The 15,772-nt window shown below is 72.9% G+C and carries 17 protein-coding genes and 1 pseudogene; 11 read left to right on the forward strand and 7 right to left on the reverse strand.

The features are described 5' to 3' along the window. Positions 1-13: 13 nt before the first annotated feature. The 6 genes from cobM to cobC are packed head-to-tail and all read left to right on the forward strand — an operon-like array spanning position 14 to position 6,337. Complete coding sequence (gene cobM / locus ACIRD7_RS20945; RefSeq protein ID WP_403455251.1) at positions 14-832, forward strand: precorrin-4 C(11)-methyltransferase; 819 nt, start codon at positions 14-16, stop codon at positions 830-832. Then, positions 829-2,067: a precorrin-6y C5,15-methyltransferase (decarboxylating) subunit CbiE gene (gene cbiE, locus ACIRD7_RS20950; protein ID WP_403455253.1), complete on the forward strand. Its 1,239-nt coding sequence runs from the start codon at positions 829-831 to the stop codon at positions 2,065-2,067. The genes cobM and cbiE overlap by 4 nt, the downstream gene beginning before the upstream one ends. Next, a complete protein-coding gene (gene cobJ / locus ACIRD7_RS20955; protein ID WP_403455255.1) occupies positions 2,064-3,755 on the forward strand; it encodes a precorrin-3B C(17)-methyltransferase in 1,692 nt (563 codons plus the stop codon). Before cbiE ends, cobJ begins: the two co-directional genes overlap by 4 nt. Then, positions 3,752-4,360 (forward strand): precorrin-8X methylmutase, encoded by a 609-nt coding sequence (locus tag ACIRD7_RS20960; protein ID WP_403455257.1) that lies wholly within the window; start codon positions 3,752-3,754, stop codon positions 4,358-4,360. The genes cobJ and ACIRD7_RS20960 overlap by 4 nt, the downstream gene beginning before the upstream one ends. Then, complete coding sequence (locus tag ACIRD7_RS20965; RefSeq protein ID WP_403455260.1) at positions 4,357-5,289, forward strand: sirohydrochlorin chelatase; 933 nt, start codon at positions 4,357-4,359, stop codon at positions 5,287-5,289. The genes ACIRD7_RS20960 and ACIRD7_RS20965 overlap by 4 nt, the downstream gene beginning before the upstream one ends. Continuing rightward, positions 5,279-6,337 carry an Rv2231c family pyridoxal phosphate-dependent protein CobC gene (gene cobC, locus ACIRD7_RS20970; RefSeq protein WP_403455263.1) on the forward strand — a complete coding sequence of 353 codons (1,059 nt, stop codon included), beginning with the start codon at positions 5,279-5,281 and terminating at the stop codon, positions 6,335-6,337. Before ACIRD7_RS20965 ends, cobC begins: the two co-directional genes overlap by 11 nt. Positions 6,338-6,368: 31 nt before the next feature. On the opposite strand, the gene ACIRD7_RS20975 is transcribed toward cobC, so the two are convergent. From ACIRD7_RS20975 to ACIRD7_RS20985, 3 genes and pseudogenes are all read right to left on the reverse strand, one after another. Next, entirely contained in the window at positions 6,369-7,277 is a 909-nt protein-coding gene (locus ACIRD7_RS20975; RefSeq protein ID WP_403455265.1) for an SCO1860 family LAETG-anchored protein, read from the reverse strand. Positions 7,278-7,525: 248 nt separating this feature from the next. Then, positions 7,526-8,617, reverse strand: a complete 1,092-nt coding sequence (locus ACIRD7_RS20980; RefSeq protein WP_403455268.1) for an amidohydrolase family protein — start codon at positions 8,615-8,617, stop codon at positions 7,526-7,528. 50 nt (positions 8,618-8,667) lie between these two features. Beyond that, positions 8,668-9,461 (reverse strand): annotated as a pseudogene (locus tag ACIRD7_RS20985) (RNA-guided endonuclease InsQ/TnpB family protein); the annotation flags it as partial. On the opposite strand from ACIRD7_RS20985, the gene ACIRD7_RS20990 reads away from it, so the two are divergent. After that, positions 9,427-9,660: an Arc family DNA-binding protein gene (locus tag ACIRD7_RS20990; protein ID WP_403455270.1), complete on the forward strand. Its 234-nt coding sequence runs from the start codon at positions 9,427-9,429 to the stop codon at positions 9,658-9,660. The pseudogene ACIRD7_RS20985 and the gene ACIRD7_RS20990 overlap by 35 nt on opposite strands. Positions 9,661-9,694: 34 nt before the next feature. Here ACIRD7_RS20990 and ACIRD7_RS20995 read toward each other — a convergent pair whose 3' ends face one another. The 3 genes from ACIRD7_RS20995 to ACIRD7_RS21005 are packed head-to-tail and all read right to left on the reverse strand — an operon-like array spanning position 9,695 to position 12,189. Next, positions 9,695-10,504, reverse strand: coding sequence for an amino acid ABC transporter ATP-binding protein (locus ACIRD7_RS20995; protein ID WP_403455271.1), 810 nt, complete (start codon positions 10,502-10,504; stop codon positions 9,695-9,697). Beyond that, positions 10,501-11,334: an amino acid ABC transporter permease gene (locus ACIRD7_RS21000; protein ID WP_403455272.1), complete on the reverse strand. Its 834-nt coding sequence runs from the start codon at positions 11,332-11,334 to the stop codon at positions 10,501-10,503. Before ACIRD7_RS21000 ends, ACIRD7_RS20995 begins: the two co-directional genes overlap by 4 nt. 3 nt (positions 11,335-11,337) lie before the next feature. Then, positions 11,338-12,189 (reverse strand): transporter substrate-binding domain-containing protein, encoded by an 852-nt coding sequence (locus tag ACIRD7_RS21005; protein WP_403455274.1) that lies wholly within the window; start codon positions 12,187-12,189, stop codon positions 11,338-11,340. A 133-nt stretch (positions 12,190-12,322) separates the two neighbouring features. Here ACIRD7_RS21005 and ACIRD7_RS21010 point away from each other — a divergent pair, with 133 nt between their 5' ends. Next, on the forward strand, positions 12,323-13,423 hold the full coding sequence (locus ACIRD7_RS21010) for a pyridoxal-phosphate-dependent aminotransferase family protein (RefSeq protein ID WP_403455275.1): 1,101 nt from the start codon (positions 12,323-12,325) through the stop codon (positions 13,421-13,423). Between the two features lie 40 nt (positions 13,424-13,463). On the opposite strand, the gene ACIRD7_RS21015 is transcribed toward ACIRD7_RS21010, so the two are convergent. After that, positions 13,464-14,423: a GlxA family transcriptional regulator gene (locus ACIRD7_RS21015; RefSeq protein WP_403455277.1), complete on the reverse strand. Its 960-nt coding sequence runs from the start codon at positions 14,421-14,423 to the stop codon at positions 13,464-13,466. 140 nt (positions 14,424-14,563) lie between these two features. Here ACIRD7_RS21015 and ACIRD7_RS21020 point away from each other — a divergent pair, with 140 nt between their 5' ends. The 3 genes from ACIRD7_RS21020 (at position 14,564) to ACIRD7_RS21030 (ending at position 15,758) form a co-directional block, all read left to right on the forward strand. Next, a complete protein-coding gene (locus ACIRD7_RS21020) occupies positions 14,564-14,863 on the forward strand; it encodes a putative quinol monooxygenase (RefSeq protein WP_403455280.1) in 300 nt (99 codons plus the stop codon). 91 nt (positions 14,864-14,954) lie between these two features. Beyond that, positions 14,955-15,428: a PaaI family thioesterase gene (locus ACIRD7_RS21025; RefSeq protein WP_403455283.1), complete on the forward strand. Its 474-nt coding sequence runs from the start codon at positions 14,955-14,957 to the stop codon at positions 15,426-15,428. Positions 15,429-15,443: 15 nt separating this feature from the next. Further along, a complete protein-coding gene (locus ACIRD7_RS21030; RefSeq protein ID WP_403456368.1) occupies positions 15,444-15,758 on the forward strand; it encodes a DUF4326 domain-containing protein in 315 nt (104 codons plus the stop codon). Positions 15,759-15,772: the final 14 nt, after the last annotated feature.

Here is a 15,772-nt window from a genome sequence, read left to right on the forward strand (position 1 = left end):
AGGACCGATCCCCATGGCCGATGCCCCCACCGGCAAGGTGACCTTCGTCGGTGCCGGCCCCGGCGCCGCCGATCTGCTGACGTTCCGTGCCGCGCGTGCCATCGCCGAGGCAGACATCGTGATCTGGGCGGCCAGCCTGGTCCAGGCGGAGGTCCTCGAACACGCCCGCGAGGACGCCGAGATCCTCGACTCGGCGGCGATGTCCCTGGAGGACGTGGTCGCCGTGTACGAGCGGGCCCGTGCCGAAGGCCTGCGCGTCGCCCGTATCCACTCCGGTGACCCCGCCCTGTGGGGCGGCACCCAGGAGCAGCTCGACCGGTGTGCCGCGCTCGGCATCGCCACGGAGGTCGTCCCGGGTGTCTCCGCGTTCTCCGCGGTCGCCGCGCTGGCGCAGCGGGAGCTGACCATCCCGGAGGTCGCGCAGTCCGTCGTGCTCACCCGGCTCGGTGGCGGCAAGACGCCGATGCCGCCCGGCGAGGAGGTGCGGGAGTTCGCCAAGCACGGCACGACCATGGCGATCTTCCTGTCGGCCGCCCGCAGTGGGCAGTTGGTGCGCGAGCTGCTGGAGGGCGGGTATCCGACGTCCACGCCGGTCGTCGTCGCCTACCAGGCGACCTGGCCGGAGGAGCTGGTGGTGAGGTGCACCATCGGGACGCTGGAGGAGACCGTCAAGGAGCACAAGCTCTGGAAGCACACCCTCTTCCTGGTCGGGCCGGCGCTCGACGCCCAAGGCACGCGCTCGCACCTGTACCACCCCGGTCACTTCCACGGGTACCGCAAGGCGGACCCGCAGGCGCGCAGGGCGCTGCGCGAGCGGGGAGCCAGTACGTGATCACCGTCGTCGGCACGGGGACGGGAGCGCCGCTTCCCGAGGAGGTCCTCGCCGGGGCCGAGCTGGTCGTCGGCGGACGGCGGCATCTGGACGCCGTACGGCTGCCCGACGGTGTGGATACGGTCGTGCTCGGGGCGCTGGCGCCCGCGCTCGACGCCATCGCCGAGTACGTCGGAAAAGACCGGCGCGTGGTCGTGCTGGCCTCCGGCGACCCGGGGTTCTTCGGGATCGTTCGGGCGCTGGCGGAGCGGTTCGGGGCGGAGCTGCTTCAGGTGCGGCCGGGGGTGTCCTCGGTCGCCTCGGCGTTCGCGCGGGCCGGGCTGACCTGGGACGACGCGGTCGTCGTCAGCGCGCACGGGCGGGAGCTGCGGACGGCCGTGAACGTGTGCCGGGCGCGGCCGAAGGTGGCCGTGCTGACCGGTCCGGGTGCCGGGCCCGCCGAGCTGGGCGCCGCGCTCGCCCGCAAGGACGGGACGCGGGTCCTCGTCGTCGCCTCCGCGCTGGGCTCCGCGGACGAGCGCGTCGAGCGGGTGACGCCCGCGGAGGCGGCCGCCCGGGACTGGGGCGCCGCCGTGAGCGTCGTGCTGTGCCTGGACCCGGCGCGGACGTCCGGTGGCGTGCGTACGGTCGCCGGAGCGGGGGTCGGACCCACCGGCTGGGCGCTGGACGAGGGCGAGTTCGCCCACCGGGACTCGATGATCACCAAGTTCGAGGTACGGGCGCTCGCGCTGGCCCGGCTCGGACCGCGCCTCGGCGATCTCGTCTGGGACGTCGGCGCGGGCTCCGGGTCCGTGGCCGTGGAGTGCGCGCGGCTCGGTGCCGCCGTCACCGCGGTCGAGAAGACCCGGGACGGAATCGAGCGGATCCGCGCCAACGCCGCCGCGCACGGTGTCGACGTCCATGTCGTGCACGGGGCGGCGCCCACCGTCCTGTCCGACCTCGACGATCCGGACGCCGTGTTCGTCGGGGGCGGGGGGCGCGAGCTGCCCGCCATCGTCACGGCGTGCGCGCGGCGCGCCCGGCGCTCGGTCGTCGTCGCCATGGCGGCGCTGGACCGGGTGCCGGCGGCGCGGGAGGCGCTGACCGGCGCCGGGTTCGACTGCGACGGAGTGCTGCTGCACTCGTCCCGGCTCGCTCCCCTGCCCGGGGATGTGACCCGGCTCGCGTCGACCAATCCGGTTTTCCTGTTGTGGGGTGTCAGAAAGCCCCTGGACCCAGAGGGAGTTGCCCAGTGATCGGCCTCATTTCCGCCACCGCGGCGGGGGCGGCGGCGCGGGACCGGCTGGCCGCGGCGTGGCCGGACCGCGTGCGCGTGTACGACGGGCCCGTCGGGGACGCCGTACGGCGGGCGTTCGCGGAGTGCGAGCAGCTCGTGTGCTTCCTGGCGACGGGGGCGGTCGTCCGGCTGATCGCCCCGCTGCTGGGTGACAAGGCGAGTGACCCGGGTGTGGTGTGCGTCGACGAGGGCGGGCGGTTCGCCGTGTCGCTGGTCGGCGGGCACGGCGGCGGCGCCAACGAACTCGCCCGCGAGGTCGGCGAGTCGCTGGGCGCGCAGCCCGTGGTGACGACGGCCACCGACGCCGTGGGGGTGCCCGGTCTGGACACGCTCGGGCTGCCGGTGGAGGGCGATGTCGCCGGGGTCTCGCGGGCGCTGCTCGACGGGGAGCCGGTGGCGCTGCGGGCCGAGGTGGTGTGGCCGCTGCCGCCGCTGCGCGTCGGCGCCGACGGCGCGTACACGGTCCGGCTCACGGACCGGCTGGTCGAGCCCGCCGAGCACGAGGTCGTCCTGCGTCCGCCGTCGCTCGTCGTCGGCGTCGGGGCGTCCAAGGGCGCGCCCGTCGACGAGGTGCTCGGCCTGATCGAGGGCGCGCTGGCCGACGCCGGCCTCGCGGCGGGCTCCGTCGCGGAACTCGCCACCGTCGACGCCAAGGCCGACGAGCCCGGCATCGTCGAGGCCGCGGCACGCCTGGGCGTCCCCCTCGTCACCCACGCGGCCGCCGCGCTGGCCGCCGTCGAGGTCCCCAACCCGTCCGCCGCGCCGCTGGCCGCCGTGGGCACCCCCTCGGTCGCCGAGGCCGCCGCGCTGGTGGGCGGCGGTGAACTCCTCGTCCCCAAGCGCAAGTCCGCGGCGAACCCCGCCATGGCGACCTGTGCCGTGGTACGGCGGCCTGGGCGCGGGCGGCTCGCGGTGGTCGGGCTCGGGCCCGGTGCCCGTGACCTGCTGACGCCGCGCGCGAAGGCGGAGTTGCGGCGGGCCTCGGTGCTCGTCGGGCTCGACCAGTACGTCGACCAGATCCGTGATCTGCTGCGGCCCGGGACGCGGGTCCTCGAGTCGGGGCTCGGCGCCGAGGAGGAGCGGGCGCGGACGGCCGTGGCGGAGGCCCGCAAGGGCCAGGCGGTCGCGCTGATCGGCAGCGGCGACGCGGGGGTGTACGCGATGGCCTCCCCCGCGCTCGCCGAGGCGTCCGACGACATCGACGTGATCGGTGTGCCCGGGGTGACGGCGGCCCTCGCGGCCGCCGCGATCCTGGGCGCCCCGCTCGGGCACGACCATGTGTCGATCAGCCTCTCCGACCTGCACACGCCGTGGGAGGTCATCGAGCGGCGGGTGCGCGCGGCGGCGGAGGCGGACCTCGTGGTCACCTTCTACAACCCCCGTTCCCGGGGCCGCGACTGGCAGTTGCCGAAGGCGCTGGCGATCCTCGCCGAGCACCGCGCGCCGACGACGCCGGTCGGTGTCGTACGCAACGCGTCGCGGCCGGACGAGTCCGGTCGGCTCACGACACTGGCCGCCCTGGACCCGGCGACGGTCGACATGATGACGGTCGTGACCGTCGGCAACACGGCGACCCGGGACATCGCGGGCCGCATGGTGACGCCGCGCGGCTACCGCTGGCAGGCATCGCGGGAGGAGGCGAAGTGAACCGCGTCGTCCATCCGATCGAGGAGGAGTCCTACCGGCGGCTGCGCGCCCGGCTGGACACCTCGCACTTCCCGCCGCTGACCCGGGCCGTGGTGGAGCGGGTCATCCACTCCGCCGCCGACCTCGACTACGCCACCGACCTCATCATGGACGAGGAGGCCCTCGAGAAGGCGCACGCGGCGCTGCACTCCGGGGCGCCCGTGGTCGTCGACGTCGAGATGGTGGCGGCCGGGATCACCCGGCGGGAGACCGTGTGCCGACTCCGGGACGCCGTGGCCGGCCCGGGTCTGACCCGTTCGGCACACGCGATCCGGCTCGCCTACGAGCAGGTCGGCCCCGGTGCGCTGTGGGTGATCGGCAACGCCCCGACCGCCCTGGAGGAGTTGCTCACCCTGGACGCCTCCCCGGTGCTCGTCATCGGCCTGCCCGTCGGCTTCGTCGGCGCGGTCGAGTCCAAGGCCGCGCTGCGCGAGAGCGGGCTGCCCGCCGTGAGCAACGTGTCCGAGAAGGGCGGTTCGGCGGTCGCCTCCGCCGCGCTCAACGCTCTGCTGTACCACCCGTACCACCCGTACCACCCCGCTTCCCACACCGAGGAGAAATCGTGACCACCCCGCCGCCCGCCCTGCTCATCGCCGGTCACGGCACCCGGGACGAGGCCGGAGCCGAGGCGTTCCGCGACTTCGTACGGGAGCTGGGGCGCCGCCACCCCGAACTGCCCGTCGCGGGCGGCTTCATCGAGCTGTCCCCGCCGCCGCTGGGCGAGGCCGTCACGGAGCTGGTCGAGCGCGGGGTGCGGCGGTTCGCGGCGGTGCCGCTGATGCTGGTGTCCGCCGGGCACGCCAAGGGCGACATCCCGGCGGCGCTGGCCCGCGAGAAGGAGCGCCACCCCGGGATCTCCTACACCTACGGCCGCCCCCTCGGCCCGCATCCGTCGCTGCTGTCGGTCCTGGAGCGGCGGCTGGACGAGGCGCTGGGCGCCGAGGGGCGCAGGCCCGGTGACCGGGCCGACGTCACCGTGCTCCTGGTCGGGCGCGGCTCGACCGACCCGGACGCCAACGCCGAGGTGCACAAGGCGGCGCGGCTGCTGTGGGAGGGCCGCGGATACGCGGGCGTGGAGACGGCGTTCGTGTCGCTGGCCGCGCCGGACGTGCCGAGCGGGCTCGACCGGTGCGTGCGGCTGGGCGCGCGGAAGATCGTCGTCCTGCCGTACTTCCTGTTCACCGGCATCCTGCCGGACCGGGTGCGGCACCAGACGGAGGGCTGGGCGGCGGCCCACCCGGAGGTCGAGGTCCTCTCCGCGGACGTCATCGGACCGGAGCCCGAGCTGCTCGACCTCGTGATGGAGCGGTACGAGGAGGCCGTGAAGGGCGATCTGCGGATGAACTGCGACTCGTGCGTGTACCGCATCGCGCTGCCCGGCTTCGAGGACAAGGTCGGCGTGCCGCAGCAGCCGCACTTCCACCCGGACGACGACGACCACCACCACGGACACGGCCACGGTCACCACCACGGCGCCCACTCCCATGCCCACTGAGGCGCCCGACCTTCGCCACCACGGCGACGCCGAGGTCCGCGACGACGGCTCGCGGCTGGTCGACCTCGCCGTGAACGTCCGCGCGGACACACCGCCCGCGTGGCTGCGCGAGCACGTCGCCGCGTCGCTGGGCTCCCTCGCGGCCTACCCGGACGGGCGGGCCGCGCGGGCGGCGGTGGCGGCGCGGCACGGGCTGCCGGTGGACCGGGTGTTGCTGACGGCGGGCGCGGCGGAGGCCTTTGTGCTGCTGGCCCGCGCCCTGAAGGTGCGTCAGCCGGTGGTCGTGCACCCGCAGTTCACGGAGCCGGAGGCGGCGCTGCGGGACGCGGGGCACACGGTCGACCGGGTACTGCTGCGGGCGGAGGACGGCTTCCGGCTCGATCCGTCGGCGGTCCCCGAGGAGGCCGACCTGGTGGTGGTCGGCAATCCGACGAACCCGACCTCGGTGCTGCACCCGGCCGCGTCCCTCGTCGAACTCGCCCGCCCCGGGCGGACGCTGGTGGTGGACGAGGCGTTCATGGACGCGGTCCCGGGTGAGCGGGAGGCGCTGGCGGGGCGCACGGACGTGCCCGGCCTGGTGGTGCTGCGCAGCCTGACCAAGACCTGGGGGCTGGCCGGTCTGCGGATCGGCTACGTCCTCGCCGACCCGCAGACCGTCGCCGCCCTGGAGACCGCCCAGCCCCTGTGGCCGGTCTCCACGCCCGCGCTCGCCGCCGCCGAGGCCTGCGTCTCCCCGCGGGCGCTCGCGGAGGCCGCTCACGCGGCCCACCGCGTCGCCGCCGACCGGGCGCATCTCGTCGCCGGGCTGGCCGAGTTCGCCCCGGCCGGTCTCCGGGTCGTCGCGCCGGCCGAGGGTCCCTTCGTCCTCGTACGGCTGCCGGGGGCCACCGCCGTGCGGCGGCATCTGCGCGAGCTCGGTTTCGCCGTCCGCCGCGGGGACACCTTCCCCGGGCTGGGCGAGGAGTGGCTGCGGCTGGCGGTGCGGGACCGGGAGACGACCGGCCGGTTCCTGCGGGCGCTCGGGCAGGCGGTGGACCGGGCGGCCTGAGCCGGGCGCCGGTCCGCGCTCGCGCCCTCGGTCAGCTCCGGCCGCGCCGCGCGACGGCCACCGCCCCGCCGCCCGCGAGGAGCAGGACGAGGGCGCCGCCCGCGAGGTACGGCGTCATGGAGTTGCCGCCGGTCTCGGCGAGGCCCTCGTCGGCGGGCTCGCCCTGTGGCTCGACGTCGCCGGCCGGCTCGGTGCCCGGCTCGGCCTGCTGCGCTGGCTCGGCCGGGGTCTCGCAGGTCGCCTCCGCCAGGGTCAGGGTGCCCTCGACCTCGGCGACGTTCAGCTTCAACGGGTTGACGGAGACCTTGAGTTCGAGGGCGGTGGCGGCGGCCGTGCGTGAGGTCTGCTCCGTCCTGGAGTAGTCGATCCGCACCTCGCCCACGCCGGGCACGTCGACGTTCGTGGTGCCGCCGGCGGTGAGCGTGACCTTCTTGCCCAGCACGGTGATGTCACCGAGCAGGTTGGAGGAGGCGGTGGGCTCCTTCCCCGCCTCACAGGTCGCCTTGGAGGTGACCTCGCCGACCTCGATGAGGGAGAGCAGCGGCAGACCGGGGACGTGGACCTTGGCGTGGGCGAGGTTGGTGTACCCCTCGGCCTTGCCGTCCTCGACGGTCGCCTTGGACTGGGCGACCTGGGCGCTCAGCACGCTGAACGGCTCGCCGCCGTCGACCCCGTTCAACTGGGCGGCCAGCGTGGTCTTCTCGGCGCTCTGCGGCGCCTGCACCTCGTTCAGGGAGACCGCGAGCGGGACGTTCACGGTCTTGTTGAGCAGGGAGACGTCGAGCCCGGTGCGCAGCACGACGGCGCTCGCACGCCCTTCGTCACCGGTCGCGTGCGCGGGGCTCGCGACGCCCAGGACCGCGGGAGCGGCGGTCAGGGCGGTGGCCGTCGCGACGGTGGCGAGACGGCGTGCGGGCATGCGGAAGTTCTTGCCGTTCAAGGTGGGGACCCCCAGAGAGGACTTGCTCGGGACCCGGCAAGAATCGCGCACTGAGAGTGAAGAGTCAGCAGTCCGTCGGGGTTTCACTCCAACGTGACTTTCCCGTGAATCTTTTCGATTCAGGCGGCACGGGTGTTCCTCAAAGCCACCGCTGTACCCCCATTCGTGCGAGCGCCCGCGTCGGCACCGCGGCGCGGACGCGGGCGTGCACGGCATGTCGGCGCTGACGGACGGTCACAGTCCGTCAGCTAGCCGACCACCCGCCCGTTCAGGACGATCCGCCGGGGCGCCGCCAGCACGCGCACGTCCTCGCGTGGGTCGGACTCGTAGACGACGAGGTCGGCCGGGGCGCCCTCGTCCAGGCCGGGCCGGCCGAGCCAGGTGCGGGCCGTCCAGGTCGTCGCCGCGAGGGCGTCGGTGGCGGGGATGCCGGCGGTGACCAGTTCGGCGACCTCGGCCGCCACGAGGCCGTGCGGCAGGGTGCCGCCCGCGTCGGTGCCGACGAAGACGGGGATGCCGGCGTCGAAGGCGGAGCGGACGGTGTCGTAGCGGCGGTCGTACAGCCGGCGCATGTGGTCCGACCAGCGCGGGAACTTGGACTGACCGCCGTCGGCGAGCTTGGGGAAGGTCGCGATGTTGACGAGGGTGGGGACGATGGCCACCCCGCGCTCGGCGAACAGCGGGATCAGGTCGTCCGTCAGGCCGGTCGCGTGCTCGACGCAGTCGATGCCCGCCTCGACCAGGTCCCTCAGCGAGCTCTCCGCGAAGCAGTGCGCGGTGACCCGGGCACCCAGCCGGTGCGCCTCCGCGATGCCCGCTTCCACCGCCTCGCGCGGCCAGGTGGGCGCCAGGTCCCCGAGGTCGCGGTCGATCCAGTCGCCGACCAGCTTGACCCAGCCGTCGCCGCGCCGGGCCTCCTGGGCGACGTAGGCGACCAGGTCCTCCGGCTCGATCTCGTGGGCGTAGCCACGGATGTAGCGGCGGGTGCGGGCGATGTGCCGGCCCGCCCTGATGATCTTCGGCAGGTCCTCGCGGTCGTCGACCCAGCGGGTGTCGGAGGGCGAGCCGGCGTCACGGATCAGCAGGGTGCCGGCCTCGCGGTCGGTCAGTGCCTGCTTCTCGGCGATGTCGTCGTCGACGGGGCCGTGCGCGCCGAGCCCGACATGGCAGTGCGCGTCGACGAGGCCGGGCAGGGCCCAGCCCTCGACGGTACGGATGTCGCGGGCGCCGACGGGACGGTCGTACGAGATCCGTCCGCCGACCACCCACAGCTCGTCCCGGACGTCGTCCGGGCCGGCGAGGACCCGGCCCTTCACGTGCAGCACCGCGCGTTCGCTCATGACTGCACCCTATTGAATCCTCCTCTCCCTGAAGGGAGAGGATTCCTGGCTCAGGCAGCCTCCGGGAGCAGCGCTCCCGGAGGACTTACGCCCTCGACACCAGCCGGGTTGAGACCAGCCCGGATGAGCATCACACGTGCGGAGTTCTTGTCTCGTTTGCTCACTGTTCCGCATGCGGTGCAGGTGTAGGTGCGTTCACCCAGCGGCAGTGCGTGCTTGGCTCTCGCTCCGCACTGTGCGCAGTCCATCGTGGTGTGCGCGGCATGTACCAGGTGCACGGCCCGTCCGTGCTTGCGGCCCATCTCGATCAGGGCCGTTTTTGTGGCGCCGATGGCGGCGTCAGCGGCCTTCTTGGCCATGGTGGTTCTGGCAAGGAACTTCGGCTTGAAGTCCTCGACGGCCAGGGTGTCGTGGTCGGTCACAACGCGCTTGGCCCATTTGCGTCCGGTGTCCTGCCGCTGCCGTGCGATCTTCGCGTAGCTCTTCGCCCGCCACGTTCTCGCCTCGCGATAGCCCTTCGATTCGGCGTGGCCCTTCTTCGGTTTGCGGCGGGCCATCATTCGGTCGTACCGGGTCAGCTTCTCCTTGGCCTTCTTCCCGTGCTGGGCATGGGGCAGGTCGTGGGCGTCGGAGGTGTGGTCGCGGTCTCCGTCACGCCCCAGTCGATGCCGATCACCGCACCGGTTTGCGGCAGTGGTTCGACGGGTGCGGGAACCACGAAGGACGCATACCAGCAGCCGAGGCTGTCCTGATAGACACGGACGCTGGAGGGGTCGGCAGGAAGGTCACGGGACCACACCACCGTCAGGATGACCCCGCCCGCCAGGTGCAGTTGTCCGTCTTTCGCGTTGCGTCTTCCCGAAGACCTCCACGCCCAGCTCACCGCTCAGGCGGCTGCGGACCGGCGGTCCATCAACTCCGAGATCCTGCACCTGCTTGAGGTCGGTCTCGCCGCCGCGTCTTCCGGTACGCCTGATCGCCCTGGCGGCGATCAGGCCCGCCCTGCCCCGCTACGCGGGAAGCCGGATTCCTCCCCGGCCTGACTGCCGGAGCATTCTCCGGTTGCCAGCTGAGCCGTCAGTCGCCCTTGCCCACCTGGTCGGAGGTCTCCTCCTCGACCTCGGCCATCGCGGGATCCAGCAGCCGCGACAGGAAGTGGCGGGTGCGTTCGTGCCGGGGGCTGCCGATGACCTGGTCGGGGGCGCCGTCCTCGACGATCACCCCGCCGTCCATGAAGACGACCCGGTCGGCGACCTCGCGCGCGAAGGTCATCTCGTGGGTGACGACCATCATCGTCATGCCCTCGTTCGCGAGCATGCGCATCACCGCCAGGACGTCCCCGACCAGCTCGGGGTCGAGCGCGGAGGTCGGCTCGTCGAAGAGCATCACCTGGGGGCCCATGGCGAGGGCGCGGGCGATGGCGACGCGCTGCTGCTGACCGCCGGAGAGGGAGGCCGGGTAGGCCGACGCCTTCTCCGAAAGGCCGACCCGCTCCAGGTTCTCGGCGGCGACCTTCGCGGCGGCGGCCTTGTCCCGCCGCAGGACCCGGCGCTGGGGCAGCGTGAGGTTCTCGGTCACCGTGAGGTGCGGGAACAGGTTGAACTGCTGGAAGACCATGCCGATACGGCGGCGTACGGCGTCGATGTCGACGTCCGGGTCGGTGAGTTCGGCGCCGCCGACGAAGACCTGGCCCTTGGTGGGCTCCTCCAGCAGGTTCACGCAGCGCAGCAGCGTCGACTTGCCCGAGCCGGACGGGCCGATGACGCACACGACCTCGCCCTGGCCGATCTCCAGGTCGATGCCGCGCAGCACCTCGTTGTCGCCGAAGGACTTGTGCAGGCCGCGGACCTCGATCTCCGGGCCGGACTCGATGGGCCTCTCGCTCATTTCACGGCCTCCTGGGCCTTGGCCTCCATACGGCGTACGACGAAGCCGAGCGGGATGGTCACCAGGAGGTAGCACAGGCCGGCGACCAGGATCGGCGTGGAGTTGGCGGTGGTACTGGCCAGGTCACGGCCGAACTTGGACAGTTCGCGCTCCTCGAGCGTGACACCGAGGAGCAGCACGAGTGAGGAGTCCTTGAAGAGGATGATGAACTCGTTCGTCATCGGCGGGAGGATGATCCGGAACGCCTGCGGGATGATGATCGAGATCATGGCCCGTGCCGGCGAGAAGCCCAGCGAACGGGCCGCCTCCATCTGCCCCTTGGGCACCGCCTGGATGCCGGCCCGGAAGGTCTCCGCCAGGTAGGCGGCACCGACCAGACCGAGCGCGAGGGCGGCCTTGCCGTAGGTACCGCCGACGATCTCCGTGCCCGGGAAGGCCAGAGGGATCGCCACGCCGATGAAGATGAAGATCAGCAGGGCGGGCAGCCCCCGGAAGATCTCGATGTAGACGCCGGCGACCCAGCGGTACGGTCCGACTGACGACAGGCGCATCAGCGCGAGCACCAGTCCGAGCACCAGGGCGAAGACGAACCCGGACACGGTGTAGAACACCGTGTTCTTCAACGCCAGCGTGATGACGTCCGGGAACATCTGCCGTGCGACGTCCTCCTGGGCGAACTGGTTCGCCAGCCGGCCCCAGTCGGCCGCGAACGCGAACGCGATCACGGCCGCGACGAAGACGACGTACTGGACGCCGCGCGACAGGCTGCGCTTCTGGCGCCGGGTGAGGCCCTTTTTCTTCGGCTGGAGTCGTGCGTCTGTGTCGGTCATCGGTCAGGAGGAGGCGGGAGCGGGCGAGGCGGCCGACTCGTCGTACGGGCCGATCCACTGCTCGTACAGCTTCTTGTACGTGCCGTCGGCCTTCGCGTCCTTGATCGCCTTGTTGATGGCCTCGCGGAGCTTGTCGTTGCCCTTCTTCACCGTGACGCCGTACTGCTCGCCGGTGTTGAGCTGCTCGGCGACCTCGAACGCGGCCGCGTTGGCCTTGTCCTTCAGCCAGCCCTGGACGACCGGGTAGTCGATGACGACCGCCTGGACCTGGCCGGTGCGCAGGCCGTTGAGCACGGCGTCGGAGGACTCGAAGGAGACCGGGTCCAGGCCCTTGCTCTTGGCGTAGTCCTCGCCGGTGGTCTGCGCCTGGGCGCCGACCTTCTTGCCCTTGAGGTCGGCGAAGGAGGAGATGCCGCTCTTCTTGTCGACCAGCACGGCCTGGGTGGCCTCGAAGTACGGGTCGGAGAAGTCGACGTTCTTCTTGCGCTCGTCGGTGATGGTCATGCCGGCGGCGGCGAGGTCGCACTCGCCGGAGTTGAGGAAGGCGCCCGTCTTGAAGTTCTCGAAGGGGGTGTCGAGGATCTCCTGCTTCACGCCCAGGTCCTTGGCGACCAGGTCGATGAGCGAGACGTCGAAGCCCTGCACCTTGCCGTCGATCTCCGACTGGAACGGCGGGTACGGCAGGTGGGTGCAGGTGGTGAGCTGGCCCGCCTTGACGAGCTCGACGCCGCCGGCCGCGGTCTTCGAGCCGCTGCCGCCGTCGTCGCTGGAGGAGCAGCCGGCCACGAGCACCAGCCCGGCCGTCGCGGTGGTGGCGGCCAGAACGCGGGTCCGACGCCCGAGGGTGGTCTTCACGGGGAGCCTCCTGTGAGGGAACTTTGGGTTCCGATTATAAGGAGAGGTTTGGGGTGCTCAAACCAAACCGATGGTTCCACGGTCGTTCGACCTAGGATCGTGGCGTCGACCCCTGAGTGAAGAGAGTCCCGTCGTGACCCATCCCCTCCTGGACCTTGCCCCGCTGAGCGCCGCGCGATTCGCCGCGATCGAGGACCGGGTGGCGCGGTTGCTCGGGACCGGGCAGGACGTCGTGATCATGCAGGGCGAGGCGCTGCTGCCGCTGGAGGGGGCGATCCGGGGGACGGCCGGGCCCGGCACGACCGCGCTGAACGTGATCACCGGTCCGTACGGGCAGACCTTCGGGGACTGGCTGCGGGACTGCGGCGCGACCGTGATCGATCTGGCGGTGCCCTTCCACACGGCGGTCACGGCGGACCAGGTCCGGGAGGCCTTCGCCGAGCACCCCGAGATCGACTTCGTGTCGCTGGTGCACGCGGAGGCGGCCACCGGCAACACCAATCCGGTCGCCGAGATCGGCGAGGTCGTGCGGGCGCACGGGGCGCTGTTCTACCTGGACGCGGTGGCGTCGGTCGCGGCCGAGCCGGTGCTGCCGGACGCGTGGGGTGTGGACCTGTGCGTGATCGGGGCGCAGAAGGCGATGGGCGGGCCGGCCGGGGTCTCGGCGGTGTCGGTGAGCGAGCGCGCGTGGGCGCGGATGGCCGCGAACCCCGGGGCGCCGCGGCGGTCGTATCTGTCGCTCCTCGACTGGAAGGAGCGGTGGATCGACGGCGGCCGCAAAGCGCTGCCGCATGCGCCGGCGCAGCTGGAGATGCTGGCGCTGGACGCGTGCGTGGAGCGGATCGAGGGGGACGGGCTGAAGTCGGTGATCGGCCGGCACCGGGCTGCCGCGCTGGCCGCCCGTGCGGGGGCCGTGGCGTTGGGCGGAGGGCTCGAGCCGTACGTCTACGACGTGCGGGAGGCCGCCCCGGTCGCGACGACGTGGCGGGTGCCGGCGGGAGTGGTGGCGTCGGAGGTGGTGGCGCGGGCGCTGGAGTCGGATCCGGGGCTGCCGCTGGCCGCGGGCGGGGGCGCGCTGGCCAAGGAGATGATCCGGGTCAACCACTACGGGGCGGACGCGACGACGGGGGCGGTGCGCGGCAGCCTGGCGGCGGTCGGCGCGGCGCTGGCGGAGCGGGGGCTCGAGGTGGACGTGGAGGGGGCACTGCGGGCCGCGGACGGCGCGGGCCGGTAACGGTTCGGGGGGCTGCCGCCCCCCTGGAGCGGCTGAACAGCTATCGCGCGCGCAGCGCACCCGCCGTCGTCCCCGTGCGTTCGCGCAGGAGGATGCGCAGGGTGTTGGCGTGCTCGTAGCCGACCTTGCGGGCGATGGCCTCCAGGGGGAGGTCCGTGGTGCGCAGGAGGTGGGAGGCGCGCTCCACTCGCAGGTCCTGGACGAAGCCGACCGGCGAGGTGCCCAGGGTGCGGCGCACGGCGCGCTGGAGGGTGCGTTCGCTGACGCCGAGGGCGCGGGCCGCGTCGGCGATGGAGATCGGCCGGTCGAGGTGGCCGCGCACCCAGCGCTCGAAGGCCGCCAGGGTCGGGTCGGTCTGCGCGAGTGCCGAGGAGATCGCGTACGCCGCCTGTGAGGGGCGCTCGTCGACCACGAGATAGCGGGCGACCAGGTCGGCGAGCGCCGGGCTGGTCATCCGGACGATCGCGAGGGCCAGGTCGACGTGCCCGAAGGCGGCCCCCGCCGTCGTCACGCCGTCCGACGTGGTGACCATGCGGGACTGGTCGACCGTCACCGCCGGGTATCGCCCCCGGAAGTACGGTGCCAGCCACCAGCTCGTCGTGGCGTCCAGCCCGTCGAGGACTCCCGACTCGGCCAGCAGCCACGTGCCCGTGCACGCGGAGGCGAGGGGTGTGCCCCGCCGGCGGGTCGCGGCCACCAGGCGCCGCATCGGGGCGAAGGCCGGGCCCGCGATGTGCGCGACCAGGGCGTCCGGCCGCCGTTCGGCCAGCGCGGGCACCACCAGCAGATCCGCCTCCTCGGCGGCGCCGACCGGGGCGGCCTCGACCAGGTGCCCCGCGCCCGTGCGAATCCGCCGGCTGAAGCCCACCGTGGTGACGTTCCAGGCGGGCGGGGGCTCCGGCAGCTCGCCGCGCATGCTGTTCGCCCCCTCGATGACGTCGAGAAGGGCGGCGAGCCCGGAGTCGAAGACGCCGTCGTACGCGAGCACAGCTATGTCCATGACGGAAACGATATCGAAGGCGTCGTTTCCGACACTGGGACGGTCGGCTGGGGCGGCCTAGATTCGGTGGTGTCCGGACGAGACCGGGTGCCCGGTACCGGCACCCCACCCAGACGAAGCCCACCTCACGGGAGATCACCATGAACAACCTCGGACTGCTGGCCCGGATCGAGGCCAAGCCCGAGTACGCCGACAAGGTCGAAGCCCTGCTGCGCGACGCCCTGCGGCTCGCGGAGCAGGAGGATCACACCGTGACCTGGTTCGCGTTCCGGCAGGGCGCCACCACCTTCGGCGTCTTCGACACGTTCGCCGACGAGGACGGCCGCAAGGGCCACCTCCAGGGCAGGATCGCCGCCGCGCTGATGGACGCCGCCGAGACCGTGCTCAGCGAGGCACCGGACATCCGGCCCGTCGACCTCCTGGCGGTCAAGCTCCCCTGACGGGGAGAACGAGGACAGCGCCGGGCGGCGGTGCGCGGACCGCGCCGCCGCCCGGCACCCCCAACCCCATCCCTGCTACGGAAAGAGCACCATGGCGCAGCCCGCCATCCATCAGCACAGCACCGGCCTGCCGGGGATCGAGCTGGCCCGTATGAGCCTGGACGGGCGTCTGCCGGAGGCCCCGATCTGCGGGACGCTCGGCTTCCGGCTCGTGGAGGTCGAGGAAGGAAGGGCCGTCTTCGAGGGCGAGCCCGGCGAGCACCTCCTCAACCCCATGGGCACGGTCCACGGCGGCTTCATGGCCACCCTCCTCGACTCCGCCCTCGGCACCGCCGTACTGACCGGCCTGCCGGCAGGCCGCGCCTACACAACGGCCCAGCTCGGCGTGAACCTGGTCAGGCCCGTCCTGTCCACGACGGCGACCCTGCGCTGCACCGGCGTCGCGGTCCATGTCGGCCGGACGACGGCGACCGCGGAGGCGCGGATCGTGGGAGCGGACGACGGCAAGCTGTACGCGCACGGGACGGCCACCTGCGCCGTCTTCCGGATGCCGGGCACGGAGTGACGGCCGATGACCGCCATGCGCCGGACCACGGTCGTCAACCTGAAGGGTCACCGCGACGACCCGGACTACGCGGACGTCGTCTACGTCGGCCGCGCCCTGCACCGCGGCGGCTGGGACCTGGCGGGCTCCCCGCTCGCGAGTCCCTTCCGGCCGGGCCGCGACGGCACCCGGGAGGAGGTGCTCGACAAGTACCGCGCCCATCTGCTGGGCCGTCCGGACCTGCTCGCGCTGCTACCCGGTCTGCGGGGCCGCCGGCTCGGCTGCTGGTGTGTGCCCGAGGCGTGCCACGCGCAGGTCATCGCCGAACTGGCCGACGCACCCCCGCCGTAGCCCCGGTATCCGCC

It is taken from the genome of Streptomyces sp. NPDC093568 (assembly GCF_044764945.1).
In the GTDB taxonomy this organism is placed as follows: Bacteria; Actinomycetota; Actinomycetes; order Streptomycetales; family Streptomycetaceae; genus Streptomyces.